Source organism: Sulfitobacter sabulilitoris (assembly GCF_005887615.1).
GTDB classification, from domain to species: Bacteria; Pseudomonadota; Alphaproteobacteria; order Rhodobacterales; family Rhodobacteraceae; genus Sulfitobacter_E; species Sulfitobacter_E sabulilitoris.
On sequence record NZ_VANS01000001.1, the window covers coordinates 1,439,258 to 1,455,433 of the forward strand.

The following is a 16,176-nucleotide window of genomic DNA, read 5'->3' on the forward strand; positions in this document are numbered from 1 at the left end:
CCCCCGCGGCGACGCCCGTCACAACCGATCCCCCAGCAAGAACTGCGCGGCCTTGTCCAGCCGGATGTGCGGTGGCCCGTCGCCGGGCCGCAGCGTCAGCGGCGCAGGCGCAAACCGCATGACGCTGAAATCCGCGTCAAGCCATTCCGCCGCGCCCGCCCGCGCCGGAGACAACAGATGCGACGGGTCCTCGGGCAGCGCGCCGGGATAGAACGCCGCCTGCTTGCCGGTCTCGAGCAGCGTGCCGCGCACGACCTCCAGCGTCTCGCCGTCATGGGTCAGCGTGTCTTCGGTGGTGGCGCGCAGCGATGCGATGGACATGGCGGCCGTTTCTGCCCCGGCAAACCGCGCCCGGTCCTCGGCGCCGCGCACCAGGGCCTGCATGATGGCGGTCAACTGGCGGTGCTGGCTGTGATGCAGGTGATCGGCCTTGGTCGCGGCAAACAGGATCCGTTCCACACGCCGCCCCTGGAAAAGCTGCGTCAGGAACGCGTTGCGACCGGGCCGGAACGCCGCGAGAAGATCGGCCATCGCGCCTCGCATGTCCTCGACCGCGCGGGGGCCCTTGTGGATGGCGCCCAATGCATCGACCAGCACGACCTGGCGGTCGATCCGGGCGAAATGTTCGCGAAAGAACGGTTTGACCACCTCGCGCTTGTAGGCCTCGAACCGGCGCGCCATTTCGCGGCGGAGCGACTTGCGCGGGCCATCGCCCTGCCCCGGCAGCGGCGCAAAGGTCAACACCGGCGACCCTGCCAGATCGCCGGGCAGCAAAAACCGCCCCGGCGTGCAATCGTAATAGCCCGCGTCGCGCGCCGCCGTCAGGTAAGCGGTGAACCCCGCCGCCAGCGCCTTGGCCTGCGGCTCCTCCAGCGGGGCGGCCGGATCGGTTCGTTCCACCAACGCGCGGTAAGCATCGGCCTCCGCGCGTGCGGCGATCCGCTCCAGCACCTCGGCCGACCAGTCGTCATAGCCTTTGTCCAGCAGCGCCAGATCCAGCAGCCATTCGCCGGGATAGTCCACGATGTCGAGATGCACCGTGCGCGGCCCCTGCAGCCCGGCCAGAAGCCCGCCGCGCCGAACCCGCAGCGACAGGCGCAGTTCCGACACCGCGCGGGTGCTCTCGGGCCAACTCGGGGTGCGTGCGGTCAGCGTGGCCAGATGATGCTCATAGTCAAAGCGCGGGATCGTGTCGTCGGGCTGCGGTTGCAGGAACGCCGCCTCGATCCGGCCTTCGGACGCGGCCAGCAGGTGCGGCATCCGACCCCGGTCCAGCAGATTCGCCACGAGCGAGGTGATGAACACCGTCTTGCCCGACCGTGCCAGCCCCGTCACGCCCAGGCGGATCACCTGCTCAAACAGGGTCTCGGACACCGTGTCCTGCACATTTTCAATCTGCCGCAGAACCGTGTCCGCGAGGGCTGAAATCACCAAAGCTGGCCCGCCTTATCCTTGCAATGACTGCCTACATAAGCCGCCCCGCAGCGCCATGCCAGTGCCGGCGCCGAATTGGCCCGCGGGTATTGCGCGATGCCACACCGCAGGTTAGGGCCTGCGGCATGCCACGATACGCCCTGAAAATCGAATACCACGGCGCGCCATTCGCCGGATGGCAACGCCAGAAGGACCAGACCACCGTGCAGGGCGCGATCGAGGACGCGCTGGCCCGGCTGGAGCCCCGCGCCCACACCATCGCCGCCGCCGGGCGCACCGATGCGGGTGTCCACGCGCTGGCGCAGGTCGCGCATTGCGACATGCAGGGCGACTGGACGCCCTTCCGGCTGTCCGAGGCGCTGAACTATCACCTGAAACCCGCGCCGGTGGCCATCGTCGCCTGCGCGCCCGTGGCCGGGGATTGGCACGCGCGGTTTTCCGCCCGCCAGCGGCGGTATCTGTTTCGCATCCTGACCCGCCGCGCGCCCGCGACGCTTGACGCCGGGCGCGTCTGGCAGGTCAAGCAACCGCTGGACGTGGCCGCCATGCAAAAGGCCGCTGCCCTGTTGGTCGGCAAGCACGATTTCACCACCTTCCGCTCCACCATCTGCCAGGCCGACAGCCCGGTCAAAACGTTGGACCGGCTGGATGTGACGGCGGTCGAGACCCCGCATGGCACCGAGGTGCATTTCGACGTGCGCGCGCGATCGTTCCTGCACAATCAGGTCCGCAGCTTCGTGGGCACGCTGGAGCGCGTGGGTGCGGGGTCGTGGTCGGTGTCGGATGTCGGCCGGGCCCTGGCGGCGCGCGCCCGTCCGGCCTGCGGCCCGGTGTGCCCGCCGGAGGGCCTGTATCTTGCCGGTGTGGACTATGACGACGATCCTTTTACCCCATCCTTTTGACGCTGTTCCGCGGCCCTAGTCGCTGTCGGTCAGCCCCGCGCCCGCGCCGCGCTGCCGCGAAGCGTCGGTTTCCGGCACGAATGTGCGCTCCGCCAATGCCTCCATCCGCTTGACCAATGCGGGCGGCGGGGTCAGGCGCGCCGGGGTCGCGCGCGGCGCAGGCGTGCCGGTGTCGAGGGCAAAGCAAAGCGTCCCGCCCTCCGCCCTCAGGACCGTGACCCGCCACGGCAGGCCCTCAACATAGCTTTGAGCCAGCGCCGGACCGTCCGGGGCGGCCAGGGTGGTCTGTAGTCCGGTCCCGGCATCGACCTGCGCCGCGATCAGGGCCGGCGGCAGCGACAGGATCGGCCCGCCCGGCAGGGCGCCAAGGGCGCGCGCCAGATCCTCGGCCGCGCGGCCCTGCGCCAGGTGTTGCGCCGCCGCGCGGCCAAAGGCCTGCGCCTGCGCCGGCGGGGCGCCCGCACCGCGCGCCGCCTTGGCCGCCAGCGCCGCCCATTCGGTCATCGACCAGCTCATCCGCCATAGACCGGCAGCCACCAGTCATCGGCGCGCGTGGCCAGCTCGTCCGCCAGCGGCGCGCCCTGACACAGCGTGATCCGCGTCCAGCGGTCGGATTTGGGATCGAACTTGGACGCGCCGAAAAACGACAGTTTGCAGCGCAGCATGTCGATCGGCAGACAGTCCGCCGCGATCAGGTTGTCACGGATCTCGGCATAGGGATAGCGCGCGGCCATCAGCACCCGCTCAACCGCCAGCGCATGGTCGGGCACGCGCGCCAAAAGCTCCGGCAAGGGCTCGTCTCCCGCGTCAAGGTCGCCGTGCAAGGCCTTGATCCGGCGCGCAATATCCAGGGGGCTCTCACGCTCCGCGCCCGGCTCCTCGAAGCGATCGCCAAGCCGTGGCTCCTGCTTGGCCGCGCTGACGTACCAGAACTGCCGCGCGTGTTCGGCGCGCTCGTAATCGGTGTCCAACGCCCATGCGAACTCCGCCTCGATCCGCCGGCGGAGCGTCGCGGCATCCTGCACCGGCAAGACCATCGGCCCGAAGGGATCGGCCATGCACTCGGCCAGCCCGTCCACCAGATCACCGAAGGGTTCGATCACCAGCGCGACCATCAGCTCCTGCACGTCGAGGCTGCTCTGCGCCGTGCCCCGGATCGCCGCGTCGAGGGGGTGATCGCCCCGCAGGTGCGCGGGATCGAGCCAGGCGCGGGCCTGTTCCCAGTCGCGGCGCAGCGCGTCGATGCGCGCCTGGTGCGCCGCGTCGGGCACGATCCATTCCGCCAGGTGCGTCGCCGCGCGCTGCGCCAGTCCGTGCAGCCTGCGTGCCTCGTCCACGGTCAGACGCGGCAGCGCGCGCACGCGGGCCAGCGCCGTTTCGCGCGCCATCATCCAGTTGTTGAGCAACACCGGGTGCGTCACCAGGAACGGCGCCATACCCAACCCGGTGGAGTTGCCGATCCCGAGGTGACGCTTGATCCGCCGGTCCAGCGGCCCGCGCCCCACGTGTTCGGCCAGCGCATGGGTGAAATGCCGGATAAGCCAGACGGTCAGCATCTCGGCCATGAACGGCCCTTCGAGCCCGGGGCGCGTGTCGATGCAGGCCCGGTCCGCGATCCCGAACTTGCCATTGCCGTAGACCGCCGTCGTGCGCATCAGGTATCCGATATCGCGCACCAGCGCCTCGTCCGGTTGAACACCGGCGCGCAAGCTGTTGGTCACATGCGAAAAAAGCCGAACGGATTTATTCGCCCGGCTGAGCACCAAATCGCGTTCGGTAAAGCGCGCGGCCTCTTGCAGCGGAGCGGCGGCACAGATCCGCGCGACCTCCTTTTCGCAGGGAACGCCGTCATACAGTACATAGGCCGTGTCCCAGGCGGTTGCGATCACGCGGTCGGTCCGCGCCTCCGGCGGAAGATCGGAGGACACGGCAACCAGCGAATAGACATGGCCGCCAAGATCGACGCGGAACACGGCGTGGCCAAAGCCTTCGGGGCACATCTGCCATCGGTGGCAGGTGACCTGGGCCCGCTCGGCGCCAAGCCGGCGCATCAGGGTGCGCAGGAACGAAATTCGCGTCGGAAACATCGACCCCATCCGCGCCAGTCGCATCACCTGTCCGGGCGGACGCAAGGGCATCTGCCCCGGTGTCGCCGCGTCCTTCATGCCGGGCCGAAACTTTCTGCGTAGAAGCGGTGCCAGTTGCCGCCCATGATCCCATCCACGTCCGCCACGCTCAGCGCGGCATCCAGCAGGCCGGCGCGCACCGTGCCGAAATCGCGGTTGTCGCGAAACCACTCCGGCATAGGCGGAAAACCGGCCTGTGCCGCCGATCCCTCGCCATAGTCGATGACTTTGGACCAGCGCCCGACGCGCATCCATTCCACCACGCTGTCGGGCTGATCCTGGCACAAGTCGCTGCCCAGACCGAGGTGCCGTGCGCCATAGCGGTCCGCGGCCTGCGCGACCATCTGGCAGAAATCGTCGAGCGTGCAGGCGCTGCCGCCGGCAAGATGATGCGGATAGAGCGAAAACCCAAGCATCCCGCCCCGATCGGTCAGCGCGCGCAGCACCGCGTCGGATTTGTTGCGCAGCGCGGCATGCCACCAATGCGGATTGGCATGGGTGATGGCGATCGGGCGCGCGGACAGATCTATCGCCTCGCGCGTCGACCGTTCGGCCGAATGGGACATGTCGATCACCATGCCGACACGGTTCATCTCGGCCACCACCTGCTTGCCCATCCGCGTCAGGCCGGGGTCCTCGTCTTCGTAGCATCCCGTCGCCAGCAGCGATTGGTTGTTATAGCTCAGTTGCATGAAACGCACGCCAAGCTGGTGGCAGATCTCGACCAGACCGATATCGTCGCCGATGGGGTTGGGTGTCTGGAATCCGAAAAAGATCGCCGTGCGCTCGGTGGCCTGCGCGCGCACGACATCCTCGCCGGTCAGCCCGCGAAAGATCAGGTCCGGATACCGTTCGAACCAGCGGTTCCACTGTTCGAGGTTCAGCACCATTTCACGAAAGCTTTCGTGATAAGCGATCGTGACATGCACCGCATCCACCCCGCCCGCGCGCATCTGTTCAAAGATCGCGGGCGAAAAGTTTGCGTATTGCAGATTGTCGATCAAGGGTGCGGTCATCTGACCGACTGTGGAACGCGAGATGCGGCTGCGCAACGCAAAATGCGACGCTATTCCCACTGGCACGACACGCCGGGGGATCACCCGGACGCAGGCGGATCCTTGGGGTGTCTGATACTTTCATGCGCGGACAGACATAAAAGCCCCCCGGATATGGCCCAATTCTTGACAAATATCGACATCTGCCATGGATCAGAAGGGATAAAGTGGAACAGGCTTGTCACCATGCAATAAATCGCCAGCGCCAGTGCGACGGGCGACAACCACAGACCAAAAAGCAGGGCCACCGCCCCGGCGGCGTTGGCCACAGCCGCCGGCCAGACCAGCCACGCGGGCAAGGACCAGGCGACCAACAACCCGCCCGCAGCGGAAGGATCGACCATTTTCTGCACCGCGCCCGCCGCGAACAGCATCGCAAGGCAGGCCCGACCGATCCACATGAGCAAGTCTGCGGGAAACTGCATGCGAGTACCACCTGTCGAAAACGGCCAAGACGGGGATGGCAACAGCCAGGTCGCCCGCCCGGCGCGGGGCCTGGGTCGAACAGCCGACCAAGGTCGGGAAAACAGAATACTCGTTACCAAACTCGGGACCAGGGCTTCGGAAGATCGAGCACCTGAAACGCGGTGGGCCGACGCACGAACACGCTCCGGCCCACCGGTCACTCATTACCCGGACGGGGGATACCCCCATCCGCGCACTCGTTATTTCGGGACAAGGACGCCATCCACTACGTGGATGACACCGTTGGATTGGTCGACATCCGCGATCGTCACGCGGGCGGCGTTGCCGCTTTCGTCATAGATATAGACGTTGCGCCCCTTGACCTGGGCCGAGAGCGCATCGCCGGACACGGCCTTGAAATGGTAGAACCCGTCGGGCGAGGCATTCGCCTTGGCCGCGATGGTGGCCGCCGACCAGTCGCCCGGCACCACGTGCGCGGTCAGCACCTTGACCAGAAGATCCTTGTTTTCGGGCTTGAGCAGTGTCTCGACCGTGCCATCGGGCAATGCTGCAAAGGCCGCGTTGACCGGCGCGAACACGGTAAAGGGACCGGGACCTGCCAGCGTGTCAACAAGGCCAGCGGCCTTGACCGCGGCAACCAGCGTCGTGTGATCGGCGGAGTTCACCGCGTTCTCGACAATGTTCTTTTCCTCGAACATCGCGGCGCCGCCGACCATCGGATTGGCGGCCATCGCGGTCGTGCCCAATGCCGTGGACAAAACCAGGGCGGTGAAACTGCGGAATACTGTCATGTCGTCCTCCAATTGGATGTCCCTCCCTTTGCGGGTGGGTCTGAGGAAGACACGGGCGTCGGCGGATCAGAGTTTCAGCATTTCCAAAAAATTATCGGAAACTTTTTTCCTAAGGCTTTCAGCGTGTTACAGTTCGGTAACAGGTGACGCGGCCAGAACATCGCCGGTGGGCGCACCGGTTGTCGATCCGCCCGGCGGCTCGTCGCTGATGGCAAGCGTCAGCTGCCCGGCGATCGCCGCCAGCGCCGATGGCAGAACCACCCGCGTGGTGGCGGCGTCAGGCAGCACGCCCAACGACACGGGCGCTTGGTCGGGTGCAATCGCCCAAAGCTCGAGCGCGCGGCCCGGACGCGCGGCGCCCGATGTACGGCTGAGCGCAAGATCGCCGCGCGTGGGATCATAGACGGCCAGCACCTGCAACGCACCATCCGCACCGGTCAGTTGGGTGGCATAGACCGGCGCGCGCACCGCGTCGGGTGTCGGTGCCTGGGTCAGTTGCCCATAGCCCAGCACAGCCGCCAGCGCGATCGCGGCGATGCTGATGCCCTGCCACAGCCAGACGCGCTGCAGCAATGGCACGCGCGCGGGCCGGAACAGCCGCCCGAACACGTCGCGTTTGACGCGGGCGGGTGGCGTGACCGGCGCGATGTCATCGGTCATGGCCACCAGCCGTTCGTGCCACATCGCCACATGCGCGGCAAACGCAGGATCGGTGGCGGCACGACGCCGCGTATCGACGAATTCCGCCGCAGGCGTCAGGCCCAGCGCGTATTCCGCGGCCAATGCATTGTCGTCCTCGCGGGGAGTGGATGTATCGCTCATTGGGCCATGCACTCCCGCAGGGCCATCAACCCACGGCGCAGCCAGGTGCGCATGGTGTTGAGCGGAACGTTGAAGCGTTCCGCCAGATCGGCATAGCTTTGACCGTCGAGATAGGCACCGCGAATGGCGGAGCCGCGATCTTGCGGCAATTCATCGAGGCAATTGACCAGCCGTCCCGCCTCGGACCGGGCGATGCTGGCCTGTTCGGGCGTCGGACCGGAGGCCACCAGTTCCGTCTGGACACTGTCAAGATCGGTATTGCCGGACTTGCGCGCACGCAGCCTGTCGATCGAGGTATTGCGCGCGATCGTGATCAGCCATGTCATCGGGCTCAGCCCATTGGCCGAGTAACGCTCTGCGTTGTTCCAGATTTTGACAAACGTATCCTGCATTGCGTCCTCTGCTGCGGCTCGATTGGTCAAGACACGCAGGCAGACGCCAAAAAGTTTCGCGGAAACCGCATCATAAAGTTGATCGAACGCCGCGCGGTCATTCAAGGCCACCCGCGCAATCAGCGTTTCAATCCGGTCGCGATCCATATCACCCTCTTAGCACTCGTCGAAAACCCGCACCGACCGCATCACTAAATGACGCGCCGGCAATGTTTGTCAAATGGGCTGTTGCGTGTGTTTGCGCAGCTCTGCACGGGCGACCTGGCGGCGGTGCACGGCGTCCGGACCATCCGCCAGCCGCAGCGTGCGCTGGTGGGTCCAGGCGATAGCCAGCGGCGTATCCTGCGAAATCCCCTGCCCGCCGTGCATCTGCACCGCTTCGTCGATCACCTTCAGCGCGACGCGCGGCGCGACCACCTTGACCTGGCTGATCCACGGCGCGGCGGCCCGTGCATCGCCCTGATCCATGTACCACGCGGCCTTGAGGCACAGGAGCCGCGCCATTTCGATCTCCATCCGGCATTCCGCGATGATGTCGAAGTTCGCGCCAAGCTGCGCCAGCGGCTTGCCGAAGGCTTCGCGTTCGAGGCTGCGCTTGCACATCAGCGCCAGCGCGCTTTCCGCCTGTCCGATCGCGCGCATGCAGTGGTGGATGCGGCCGGGCCCAAGCCGGCCCTGGCTGATCTCGAAACCGCGCCCCTCGCCCAGCAAAAGGTTGTCCGCCGGCACCCGCACATCCGTGAACCGGATATGCATGTGCCCGTGCGGCGCGTCGTCGTGGCCATAGACCTGCATCGGGCGCAGCACCTCGATGCCTTCGCTGCCCGCAGGCACAACGATCATCGACTGGCGCTTGTGCTTGGGCTGGTCATCGCCCCCGGTCTTGACCATGACGATATAGACCTTGCACCGCGGATCGCCCGCGCCCGACGCCCACCACTTTTCCCCGTTGAGCACATAGTCGTCGCCGTCGCGCACGCAGGACATGCGGATATTGGTCGCGTCGGAAGAGGCCACGTCCGGTTCCGTCATCAGATAGGCGGACCGGATTTCACCCTGCAAAAGGCGCGCCAGCCAGGTGTCCTTCATCTCGTCGGTGCCGTAGCGCTCGAACACCTCCATGTTGCCGGTGTCGGGGGCCGAACAGTTGAATACCTCCGCGCCAAGCGGCGTCTTGCCCATCTCCTCGGCGAAATAAGCGTATTCGACCGTGCTGAGGCCAAAGCCCTTGTCGCTGTCGGTCAGCCAGAAGTTCCAGAGCCCCTCGGCCCTGGCCTTGGCCTTCAGTGTTTCGAGGATTTCGGTCTGCCGCTCGGTAAAGGTCCAGCGATCGCCGGTGTTGACCTCGGCCTGATACTCCGCCTCCATCGGCATGATCTCGTCGCGGACCATCGCGGCCACCCGGTCCAGCAGCTTGCGGTTCTCGTCGCGCATTCCGAAATTCATGTCCATATCGGCCTCTCCCTCTGTACGGTCCATGGGCCGCGCCGGGCCCTTTGCGCGCAGGGTGGCGGCAACGCGCGGGCTTGTCCATCGCTTTCCGCCGGGGCGCGCCGGCGGGTCGCAGGATAGCCATTGACAGCCCCCGCGCCGCGCCACAGCGTGCCTGCATGAAAACCATCGAATATTTCTATTCCGCCCATTCCGCCTATGCCTATCTGGGGGCATGGCGGCTGGCCGGTGTCGCGACAGAGGCGGGCGCAAGGGTCGTCCACCGCCCGTTTGATTTTCTGCCGGTCCTGCGGGCGGCGGGCGCACCGCCATTCGATGCCCGCAGCCAGGCGCACATCGACCATTTCTTTGGCCGCGAGCTCGTCCGATGGGCCGAATATCGCGGCCTGCCGATCCTGCGGCACCGCCCCACCCATCACGACAACCCGCTGGCGCTGGCCAACGGGCTGATCATCGCGGCGCAGGATGCCGGCGCGGATGCCTGCGCGCTCAGCCGGGCGATCCTGCAGGCGCATTGGCGCGACGACGCGGACATCGCCGATGCCGGAACCTTGCTGCCACTGGCCCATGTCACTTGCGGCGACGCCGATGCGCTGTTGCGGGCGGCAACGTCCGGCGCGGTGCAGGCGCGCCATGCCGCGAACACGGACAAGGCGATCGCGCTCAACGTCTTCGGCTCGCCCACCTATATCGTGGATGGCGATATGTTCTATGGTCAGGACCGGCTCGATCTGGTGGCCCGCGCGCTGGCGCGGCCCTTTGCTCCGTGACCGTGACGCTCAAGCAGGTCGAAGCCTTCGTGCGGGTCGCCGATCTGGGCAGCTTTCGCCGCGCGGCGGATCAGCTCAACACGACGCAGCCCAACATCTCCGCCCGGATCGCCGCGCTGGAATCCGCGTTGGGTGCCGTCTTGATGACGCGCGACGCCGGATCGGTCCGGCTGACGGCCAAGGGCCGGGCGCTGCTCGGTCCGGCACGCCATGTTCTGCGCGGCGTGGAGGACATGGTCGGCGCACTGGGCGACACCGCTCTGGTGCAGGGGGTTCTGCGGCTCGGGGTGACGGAAATGATCGTGCACACCTGGCTGGGCGATTTCCTCAAGGCGCTCAAGCGGCGTTACCCGCAGGTGCTGGTGGAACTGACCGTGGATCTGTCGGCGAACCTCAGCACCGCGCTGTTTGACCGCCACCTTGACCTTGCCTTTCAAAGCGGGCCGTTTTCGCGCGCGATCGGTGGCATGGTCGATCTGGGGGCCTATCCGATGGTCTGGGTGGCGGGCGTGCAAATCCCGCTGACGCCGGGTGTTCCGCTGAGCATGTCAGAATTGCTGGCCCATCCCATCCTGACGCACGCGCGCGGCACCCTGCCCTATGACCAGTTGGCCGCCCATGTCGCCGCCGCCCGCCACCCCGGCGCACGGCTGGTGCCATCCAGCAACCTCGCCGCGTGCCTTCAGATGGTGCAGGATGGCTTTGGCGTTGCGTGCCTGCCGCGCGCGATGGTCGCGGATGCGGTGTCCGCCGGGCGGCTGGTCCCGTTGTCCTATGACTGGAGCCCGGCGCCCCTGCGCTTTGCCGCGCGCTATGACGCGGAGCGCGCGGCCGCCTTCGTGGCCGAAGCGGCCACCGTGGCGGCGCAGTCGGCGGGCCGCTACGGCACGTCGCAAGATAACAAATCCTGATCCTCCGGATCGAAGAAAGCGATTAGACGTGATGCTGTGGCCCGCGCTAGGCTGCCTGGAGACAGCAAGGATCGCGACATCATGGGCAAGGCAGACATCAGGTTGGGCGTGGACATCGGCGGCACGTTCACCGACGTGGTGCTTGAGACGGGCGGCGCGCAGACATCGACCAAGGTGCTGACCACCTATGCCGCGCCGGAGGACGCGATCCTCGTCGGTATCGCACAGGTCTGCGCGCGGGCGGGGATCGACGCGGGCGACATCGGCCAGATCATCCACGGCACCACGCTGGCCACCAACGCGCTGATCGAACGGCGCGGCGCCAAGACGGCTTTGATCACCACGCAGGGCTTTCGCGACGTGATCGAGATGCGCACCGAATCCCGCTTCGAGCAATACGATCTGAACCTCGAGTTGCCCGAGCCGCTGCTGCCGCGCCAGCGCCGCTATACCCTGCCCGAACGGATCGGGGCACAGGGCGAGGTTCTCATTGCGCTGGCGCGCACGGAGGTGGAGGCGCTGGCCGACGATCTGGCGCAGGCGGAATATGAGAGCATCGCGGTGGGCTTCCTGCACAGCTACCTCAACGACAGTCACGAACGCATGGTCCGCGACGTGCTGGAAGAACGCCTGCCCGGCGTCATGGTCTCGCTCAGTTCCGAAGTCAGCCCGCAGATGCGCGAATACGAACGCTTCAACACGACGGTGGCCAACGCCTACATCAAACCGTTGATGAAATCCTACCTCGGGCGGTTGGACGGGCGACTGCGGGCGGCGGGCGTGACCTGTCCGATCTTTCTGATGCACTCGGGCGGCGGCATCATTTCCATCGAAAGCGCGGCCGACTTTCCCGTGCGGCTGGTGGAATCGGGGCCGGCGGGCGGCGCCGTCTTTGCCGCGCATATCGCCGCGCGCTACGGGCTGGACAAGGTGCTGAGTTTCGACATGGGCGGCACCACGGCCAAGATCTGCCTGATCAAGGGCCAGACCCCCAAGACCAGCAGGGTGTTCGAGGTCGCGCGCACCTACCGGTTCAAGAAGGGCTCCGGCATGCCGATCTCGATCCCGGTGATCGACATGGTGGAGATCGGCGCGGGCGGCGGATCGCTGGCGCATGTGGATGCGATGCGCCAGATCCGCGTCGGCCCCGAAAGCGCCGGATCGGAGCCGGGCCCCGCCTGCTATGGCCGGGGCGGCACGCGCCCGGCGGTGACGGATGCCGATCTGGTACTGGGCAAACTGGACCCAGATGGATTTGCCGGTGGGTCCATCCAGCTGTATCCGGACCGGTCAGAGGCGGCGTTGATGGCAGACTTGGGCAGCCTGCTGGACATGGACGCCCGGACAGCCGCCTACGGCCTGGCGGAGGTGGTGGATGAAAACATGGCCAATGCCGCGCGTGTGCACGCGGTCGAGAATGGCGAGGATCTGGCCGATTACACGATGATCGCCTTTGGTGGTGCCGCGCCGCTGCATGCCGCGCGGCTGTGCGAAAAGCTGGGTGTGGCGCGGTGCCTGGTGCCGCAGGGCGCGGGCGTCGGATCCGCCATCGGGTTCCTGCGCGCGCCCTTCAGTTTCGAGGCCAACCGCAGCGTCTACATGCGGCTCTCCGACTTCGACGCTCCGGCCGTGGGGCGGCTGCTGAAGGAACTGGCCGACCAGGCCACCGGCTTTGTGCGGTCATGCGACGCGGACGCGCCGATCACCGCGGATTACAAGGTTTACATGCGCTATACCGGGCAAGGCTGGGAAATACCGATCGTGCTGCCCGCGCAGGACGCCGCCCAACCCGATGCCGCGCGGTTCCAGGCCTTGTTCGAGACGGAATATGCCAAGCTGTTCGGCCGGGTGGTCGATGGCATGGACGTCGAGATCACCGTCTGGGCGGTCAACGCCTCGACGCCGCACAGCATGGCCGCGCCGGTGCCCGCCCAAACCCCGACCGAGGCCGCCGGCACGCGCGGCACGCGCGCCCTGTTCGACCCCGCACGCGGCCAGAGCAGCCAGGCCAGCGTGGTCGCGCGGACCGATCTGACGCCCGGAGAATGGCTGCAGGGCCCCGGCATCATAACCGAAGACGAAACCACCGTCATCGTCCCCGCCAGCCGCCGCGCGATGGCGCAGCCCGACGGAACACTGGACATAACGCTCAGCCCGGAGGGCACGCCATGACCAGCACCCAGGTCTCTCATCAGGTCATGTGGAACCGCCTGATCTCGGTCGTGGAGGAACAGGCACAGGCGTTGGTGCGCACCGCCTTCTCCACATCGGTCCGCGAGGCGGGCGACCTCTCGGCCGGCGTCTATGACGCCGAAGGCCGGATGCTGGCGCAGGCCGTCACCGGCACCCCCGGTCACGTCAACGCGATGGCCGACGCGGTGGGGCATTTCATCGCCCGGATCGGGCGCGGCAACATTCACGCGGGCGATGTCTATATCACCAACGATCCGTGGGAGGGCACGGGCCACCTGCATGACATCACCGTCGTCAGCCCGTCGTTCCACAAGGGCGCGTTCGTGGGGTTCTTTGCCTGCACCGCGCATGTGGTCGACATCGGCGGGCGCGGCTTTGGCGCCGATGCCAATTCGGTCTACGAGGAAGGGATATACATCCCGATCATGAAATTCGCCGACCGCGGCACCGTGGACCGCACGCTGATCCATATCCTGCGCGGCAATGTGCGCGAACCCGATCAGCTTGTCGGCGATATCCACGCGCTCGCCACCTGCAACGAGATCGGCCAGCGCCGCCTGTCGGACATGATGGGCGAATTCGGCCTGACGGACCTAATTGGCATCGCGGCCTACATCCTCGACAATTCGCGTCGCGCCACATTGGAGCGGATCGCCGCCCTGCCCCGCGCCGAAGCCCGCGCGGAGATGCGGATCGACGGGTATTCCAGCCCTATCGACCTGCGCGTGCATGTCCGTGTGCACGAGGACCACATCGCCTGCGATTTCGCGGGCACCTCCGGTCCGGACCCCAAGGGCATCAACGTGCCGATGGTCTATACCAAGGCCTACGCCTGTTATGCGTTGAAATGCGCTATCGCGGGCGACATTCCCAACAATGCCGCCTCGCTCGAACCGTTTCGCATCACCGCGCCCCAGGGCACCATCGTCAACGCGCTGCATCCCGCCCCGGTGGCCCTGCGCCATATCATCGGGCACATGATCCCCGACGTGGTTTTTGGCGCACTGGACCAGATCCTGCCGGGCACGGTGCCGGCCGAGGGGGCCGGATGCCTGTGCAATTTCCAGGTGTCGCTGCGGCCCGGCCCGAACGCCCCGCAGGGCGCGCGCCGGGCCGAGGTGCTGACCTTCAATTCGGGCGGGGGGGGCGCGCGACCGGATCACGACGGGCTGAATGCGACCGCCTTTCCCTCGGGCGTGATGACCATGCCGGTGGAGGCGACGGAGCATACCGGCCCGGTGATCATCTGGCGCAAGGAATTGCGCCCCGACAGCGGCGGCACCGGGCAACGCCGCGGCGGCCTGGGGCAATACATGGAAGTCGGAGCCCGCGCGGGCCACGAATTCGACATCTCGGCGATGTTCGACCGGCTGCATCATCCCGCGCGCGGACGCCAGGGCGGCGGCGACGGGGCACCGACCACCGTCACCCGCGAGGACGGCACCGCGATGCGTGGCAAGGGCCGCCAGTTCGTGCCGGCGGGCGGGCGTGTGCACCTGGCCTTTCCCGGCGGCGGCGGCTATGGCCCGGCCAGCGCCCGCGCCCCCGCGCTGGTGGAGCAGGACCTTGCGCGCGGCTACGTCACCCCCGAGGCGGCGATGCGCGACTACGGCCTTGACGCGGCGCAGGTCGCGCGCATTCTGGACGCAGTGAAAAAGGGCACCGCATGACCCAGATCCCGGCCCACAGCAGCTATGACGTGGTGATCGTCGGCGGCGCGATCTACGGATCCAGCGTGGCGTGGTGGCTGACGCGCATGCCCGGTTTTCAGGGCCGCGTCCTGGTGGTGGAGCGTGACCCGAGCTACGAATTCGCCTCCACCAGCCACACGAACAGTTGCATCCGTCAGCAATTCACCAACGAAACCAACATCCGCATTTCGCAATTCGGCGCAGAGTTCATCAAGGGCTTTCGCGATTTCATGGGCGGCGACCCGCAGGTGCCGCACCTGACGCTGCAAAGCTTTGGCTACATGTACCTGGCCGACACGCCCGCCTTTGCCCAAAGCCTAAAAGCGGCGCAGGCCGTCCAGGCCAGTCTTGGAGCAAGCACCCGGCACATGACCCCCGGGGAAATCGCGGCGGACTATCCGTTCTACAACCTGGGCGACATCGTTGCCGCCAATCACAACCGCGTGGACGAAGGCTATTTCGACGGCGGCACCATGTTTGACTGGTTCAAACGCATGGCACGGCGCGGCGGTGTCGAGTATATCGCCAACGAGGTCACCGGCATGACGCTGAACGCGGCCCGAACGGCGGTCGAAAGCGTCACGCTGGCGTCGAGCCACGAAGTGTCTTGTGGCACGGTCGTCAACGCATCCGGGCCGCGCGCGGTGCTGACGGCGCGCATGGCGGGCCTCGATATTCCCGTGGAGCCGCGAAAACGCTACACCTACATCTTTGATGCCAAGCATCCGCTGGATCGCGATCTGCCGCTGACCATCGACCCCTCCGGCGTGCACATGCGCACCGATGGGCGCTATTATATGGCGGGCGGCCCGCCCGACGACGACCCGCCGGTGGATGTCGATGATTTCGCTGCCGATCACGGGCTGTGGGAATCCAAGATTTGGCCCGCCGTCGCCACCCGCATCCCCCAGTTCGAGGAAATCCGGCTGGTCAATATGTGGGTGGGCCATTACGCCTATAACACGCTCGATCAGAATGCGATCGTGGGGCCGGATCCGCAGGTCGGCAATTTTGTGTTCGTGAACGGGTTTTCGGGCCACGGGTTGCAACAATCCCCCGCCATCGGGCGCGGGGTGGCCGAATTGATCGCCTACGGCGCATACCGCAGCCTCGATCTTGGTGCCTTTGGTGTCGAGCGGGTGCTGACCGGCAAGGTTTTCCTGGAACAGGCCGTCATCTGACGGTGCCTGCTCCAGCCATCAGAAAGTGAG

15 protein-coding genes are annotated in these 16,176 nt (G+C 66.7%); 6 read left to right on the forward strand and 9 right to left on the reverse strand.

Annotated features, from left to right (window positions below):
- Nucleotides 1–18 precede the first annotated feature (18 nt).
- Nucleotides 19–1,434: a YcjX family GTP-binding protein gene (locus tag FDT80_RS06840; RefSeq protein ID WP_170311803.1), complete on the reverse strand. Its 1,416-nt coding sequence runs from the start codon at nt 1,432–1,434 to the stop codon at nt 19–21.
- Nucleotides 1,435–1,559: 125 nt separating this feature from the next.
- Between FDT80_RS06840 and truA the strand changes: the two genes are divergently transcribed.
- Complete coding sequence (gene truA / locus FDT80_RS06845; protein WP_138661438.1) at nt 1,560–2,336, forward strand: tRNA pseudouridine(38-40) synthase TruA; 777 nt, start codon at nt 1,560–1,562, stop codon at nt 2,334–2,336.
- A 15-nt stretch (nt 2,337–2,351) separates the two neighbouring features.
- Here the strand turns inward: truA and FDT80_RS06850 are convergent, their stop codons facing one another.
- From FDT80_RS06850 to FDT80_RS06885, 8 genes are all read right to left on the reverse strand, one after another.
- Nucleotides 2,352–2,852: a hypothetical protein gene (locus FDT80_RS06850; protein WP_138661439.1), complete on the reverse strand. Its 501-nt coding sequence runs from the start codon at nt 2,850–2,852 to the stop codon at nt 2,352–2,354.
- Nucleotides 2,849–4,501, reverse strand: a complete 1,653-nt coding sequence (locus FDT80_RS06855) for a hypothetical protein (RefSeq protein ID WP_138661440.1) — start codon at nt 4,499–4,501, stop codon at nt 2,849–2,851. The genes FDT80_RS06850 and FDT80_RS06855 overlap by 4 nt, the downstream gene beginning before the upstream one ends.
- Entirely contained in the window at nt 4,498–5,478 is a 981-nt protein-coding gene (locus FDT80_RS06860) for a membrane dipeptidase (RefSeq protein ID WP_138661441.1), read from the reverse strand. The genes FDT80_RS06855 and FDT80_RS06860 overlap by 4 nt, the downstream gene beginning before the upstream one ends.
- An 80-nt stretch (nt 5,479–5,558) precedes the next feature.
- Complete coding sequence (locus tag FDT80_RS06865; protein ID WP_138661442.1) at nt 5,559–5,942, reverse strand: DoxX family protein; 384 nt, start codon at nt 5,940–5,942, stop codon at nt 5,559–5,561.
- 240 nt (nt 5,943–6,182) lie between these two features.
- Complete coding sequence (locus tag FDT80_RS06870; RefSeq protein WP_138661443.1) at nt 6,183–6,734, reverse strand: fasciclin domain-containing protein; 552 nt, start codon at nt 6,732–6,734, stop codon at nt 6,183–6,185.
- A gap of 126 nt (nt 6,735–6,860) precedes the next feature.
- Nucleotides 6,861–7,556: an anti-sigma factor gene (locus FDT80_RS06875; RefSeq protein ID WP_138661444.1), complete on the reverse strand. Its 696-nt coding sequence runs from the start codon at nt 7,554–7,556 to the stop codon at nt 6,861–6,863.
- The gene (locus FDT80_RS06880; RefSeq protein WP_138661445.1) at nt 7,553–8,095 is read right to left on the reverse strand and encodes a sigma-70 family RNA polymerase sigma factor; all 543 of its coding nucleotides are present in this window, start codon (nt 8,093–8,095) and stop codon (nt 7,553–7,555) included. The genes FDT80_RS06875 and FDT80_RS06880 overlap by 4 nt, the downstream gene beginning before the upstream one ends.
- 69 nt (nt 8,096–8,164) lie before the next feature.
- Nucleotides 8,165–9,400: an acyl-CoA dehydrogenase family protein gene (locus FDT80_RS06885; protein ID WP_138661816.1), complete on the reverse strand. Its 1,236-nt coding sequence runs from the start codon at nt 9,398–9,400 to the stop codon at nt 8,165–8,167.
- A gap of 158 nt (nt 9,401–9,558) precedes the next feature.
- Between FDT80_RS06885 and FDT80_RS06890 the strand changes: the two genes are divergently transcribed.
- From FDT80_RS06890 to FDT80_RS06910, 5 genes are all read left to right on the forward strand, one after another.
- Complete coding sequence (locus FDT80_RS06890; protein WP_138661446.1) at nt 9,559–10,170, forward strand: 2-hydroxychromene-2-carboxylate isomerase; 612 nt, start codon at nt 9,559–9,561, stop codon at nt 10,168–10,170.
- On the forward strand, nt 10,167–11,081 hold the full coding sequence (locus FDT80_RS06895; RefSeq protein ID WP_138661447.1) for a LysR family transcriptional regulator: 915 nt from the start codon (nt 10,167–10,169) through the stop codon (nt 11,079–11,081). Before FDT80_RS06890 ends, FDT80_RS06895 begins: the two co-directional genes overlap by 4 nt.
- 81 nt (nt 11,082–11,162) lie before the next feature.
- Entirely contained in the window at nt 11,163–13,253 is a 2,091-nt protein-coding gene (locus FDT80_RS06900) for a hydantoinase/oxoprolinase family protein (RefSeq protein WP_138661448.1), read from the forward strand.
- Entirely contained in the window at nt 13,250–14,944 is a 1,695-nt protein-coding gene (locus FDT80_RS06905) for a hydantoinase B/oxoprolinase family protein (RefSeq protein WP_138661449.1), read from the forward strand. Before FDT80_RS06900 ends, FDT80_RS06905 begins: the two co-directional genes overlap by 4 nt.
- Nucleotides 14,941–16,146, forward strand: coding sequence for an NAD(P)/FAD-dependent oxidoreductase (locus FDT80_RS06910; protein WP_138661450.1), 1,206 nt, complete (start codon nt 14,941–14,943; stop codon nt 16,144–16,146). The genes FDT80_RS06905 and FDT80_RS06910 overlap by 4 nt, the downstream gene beginning before the upstream one ends.
- Nucleotides 16,147–16,176: the final 30 nt, after the last annotated feature.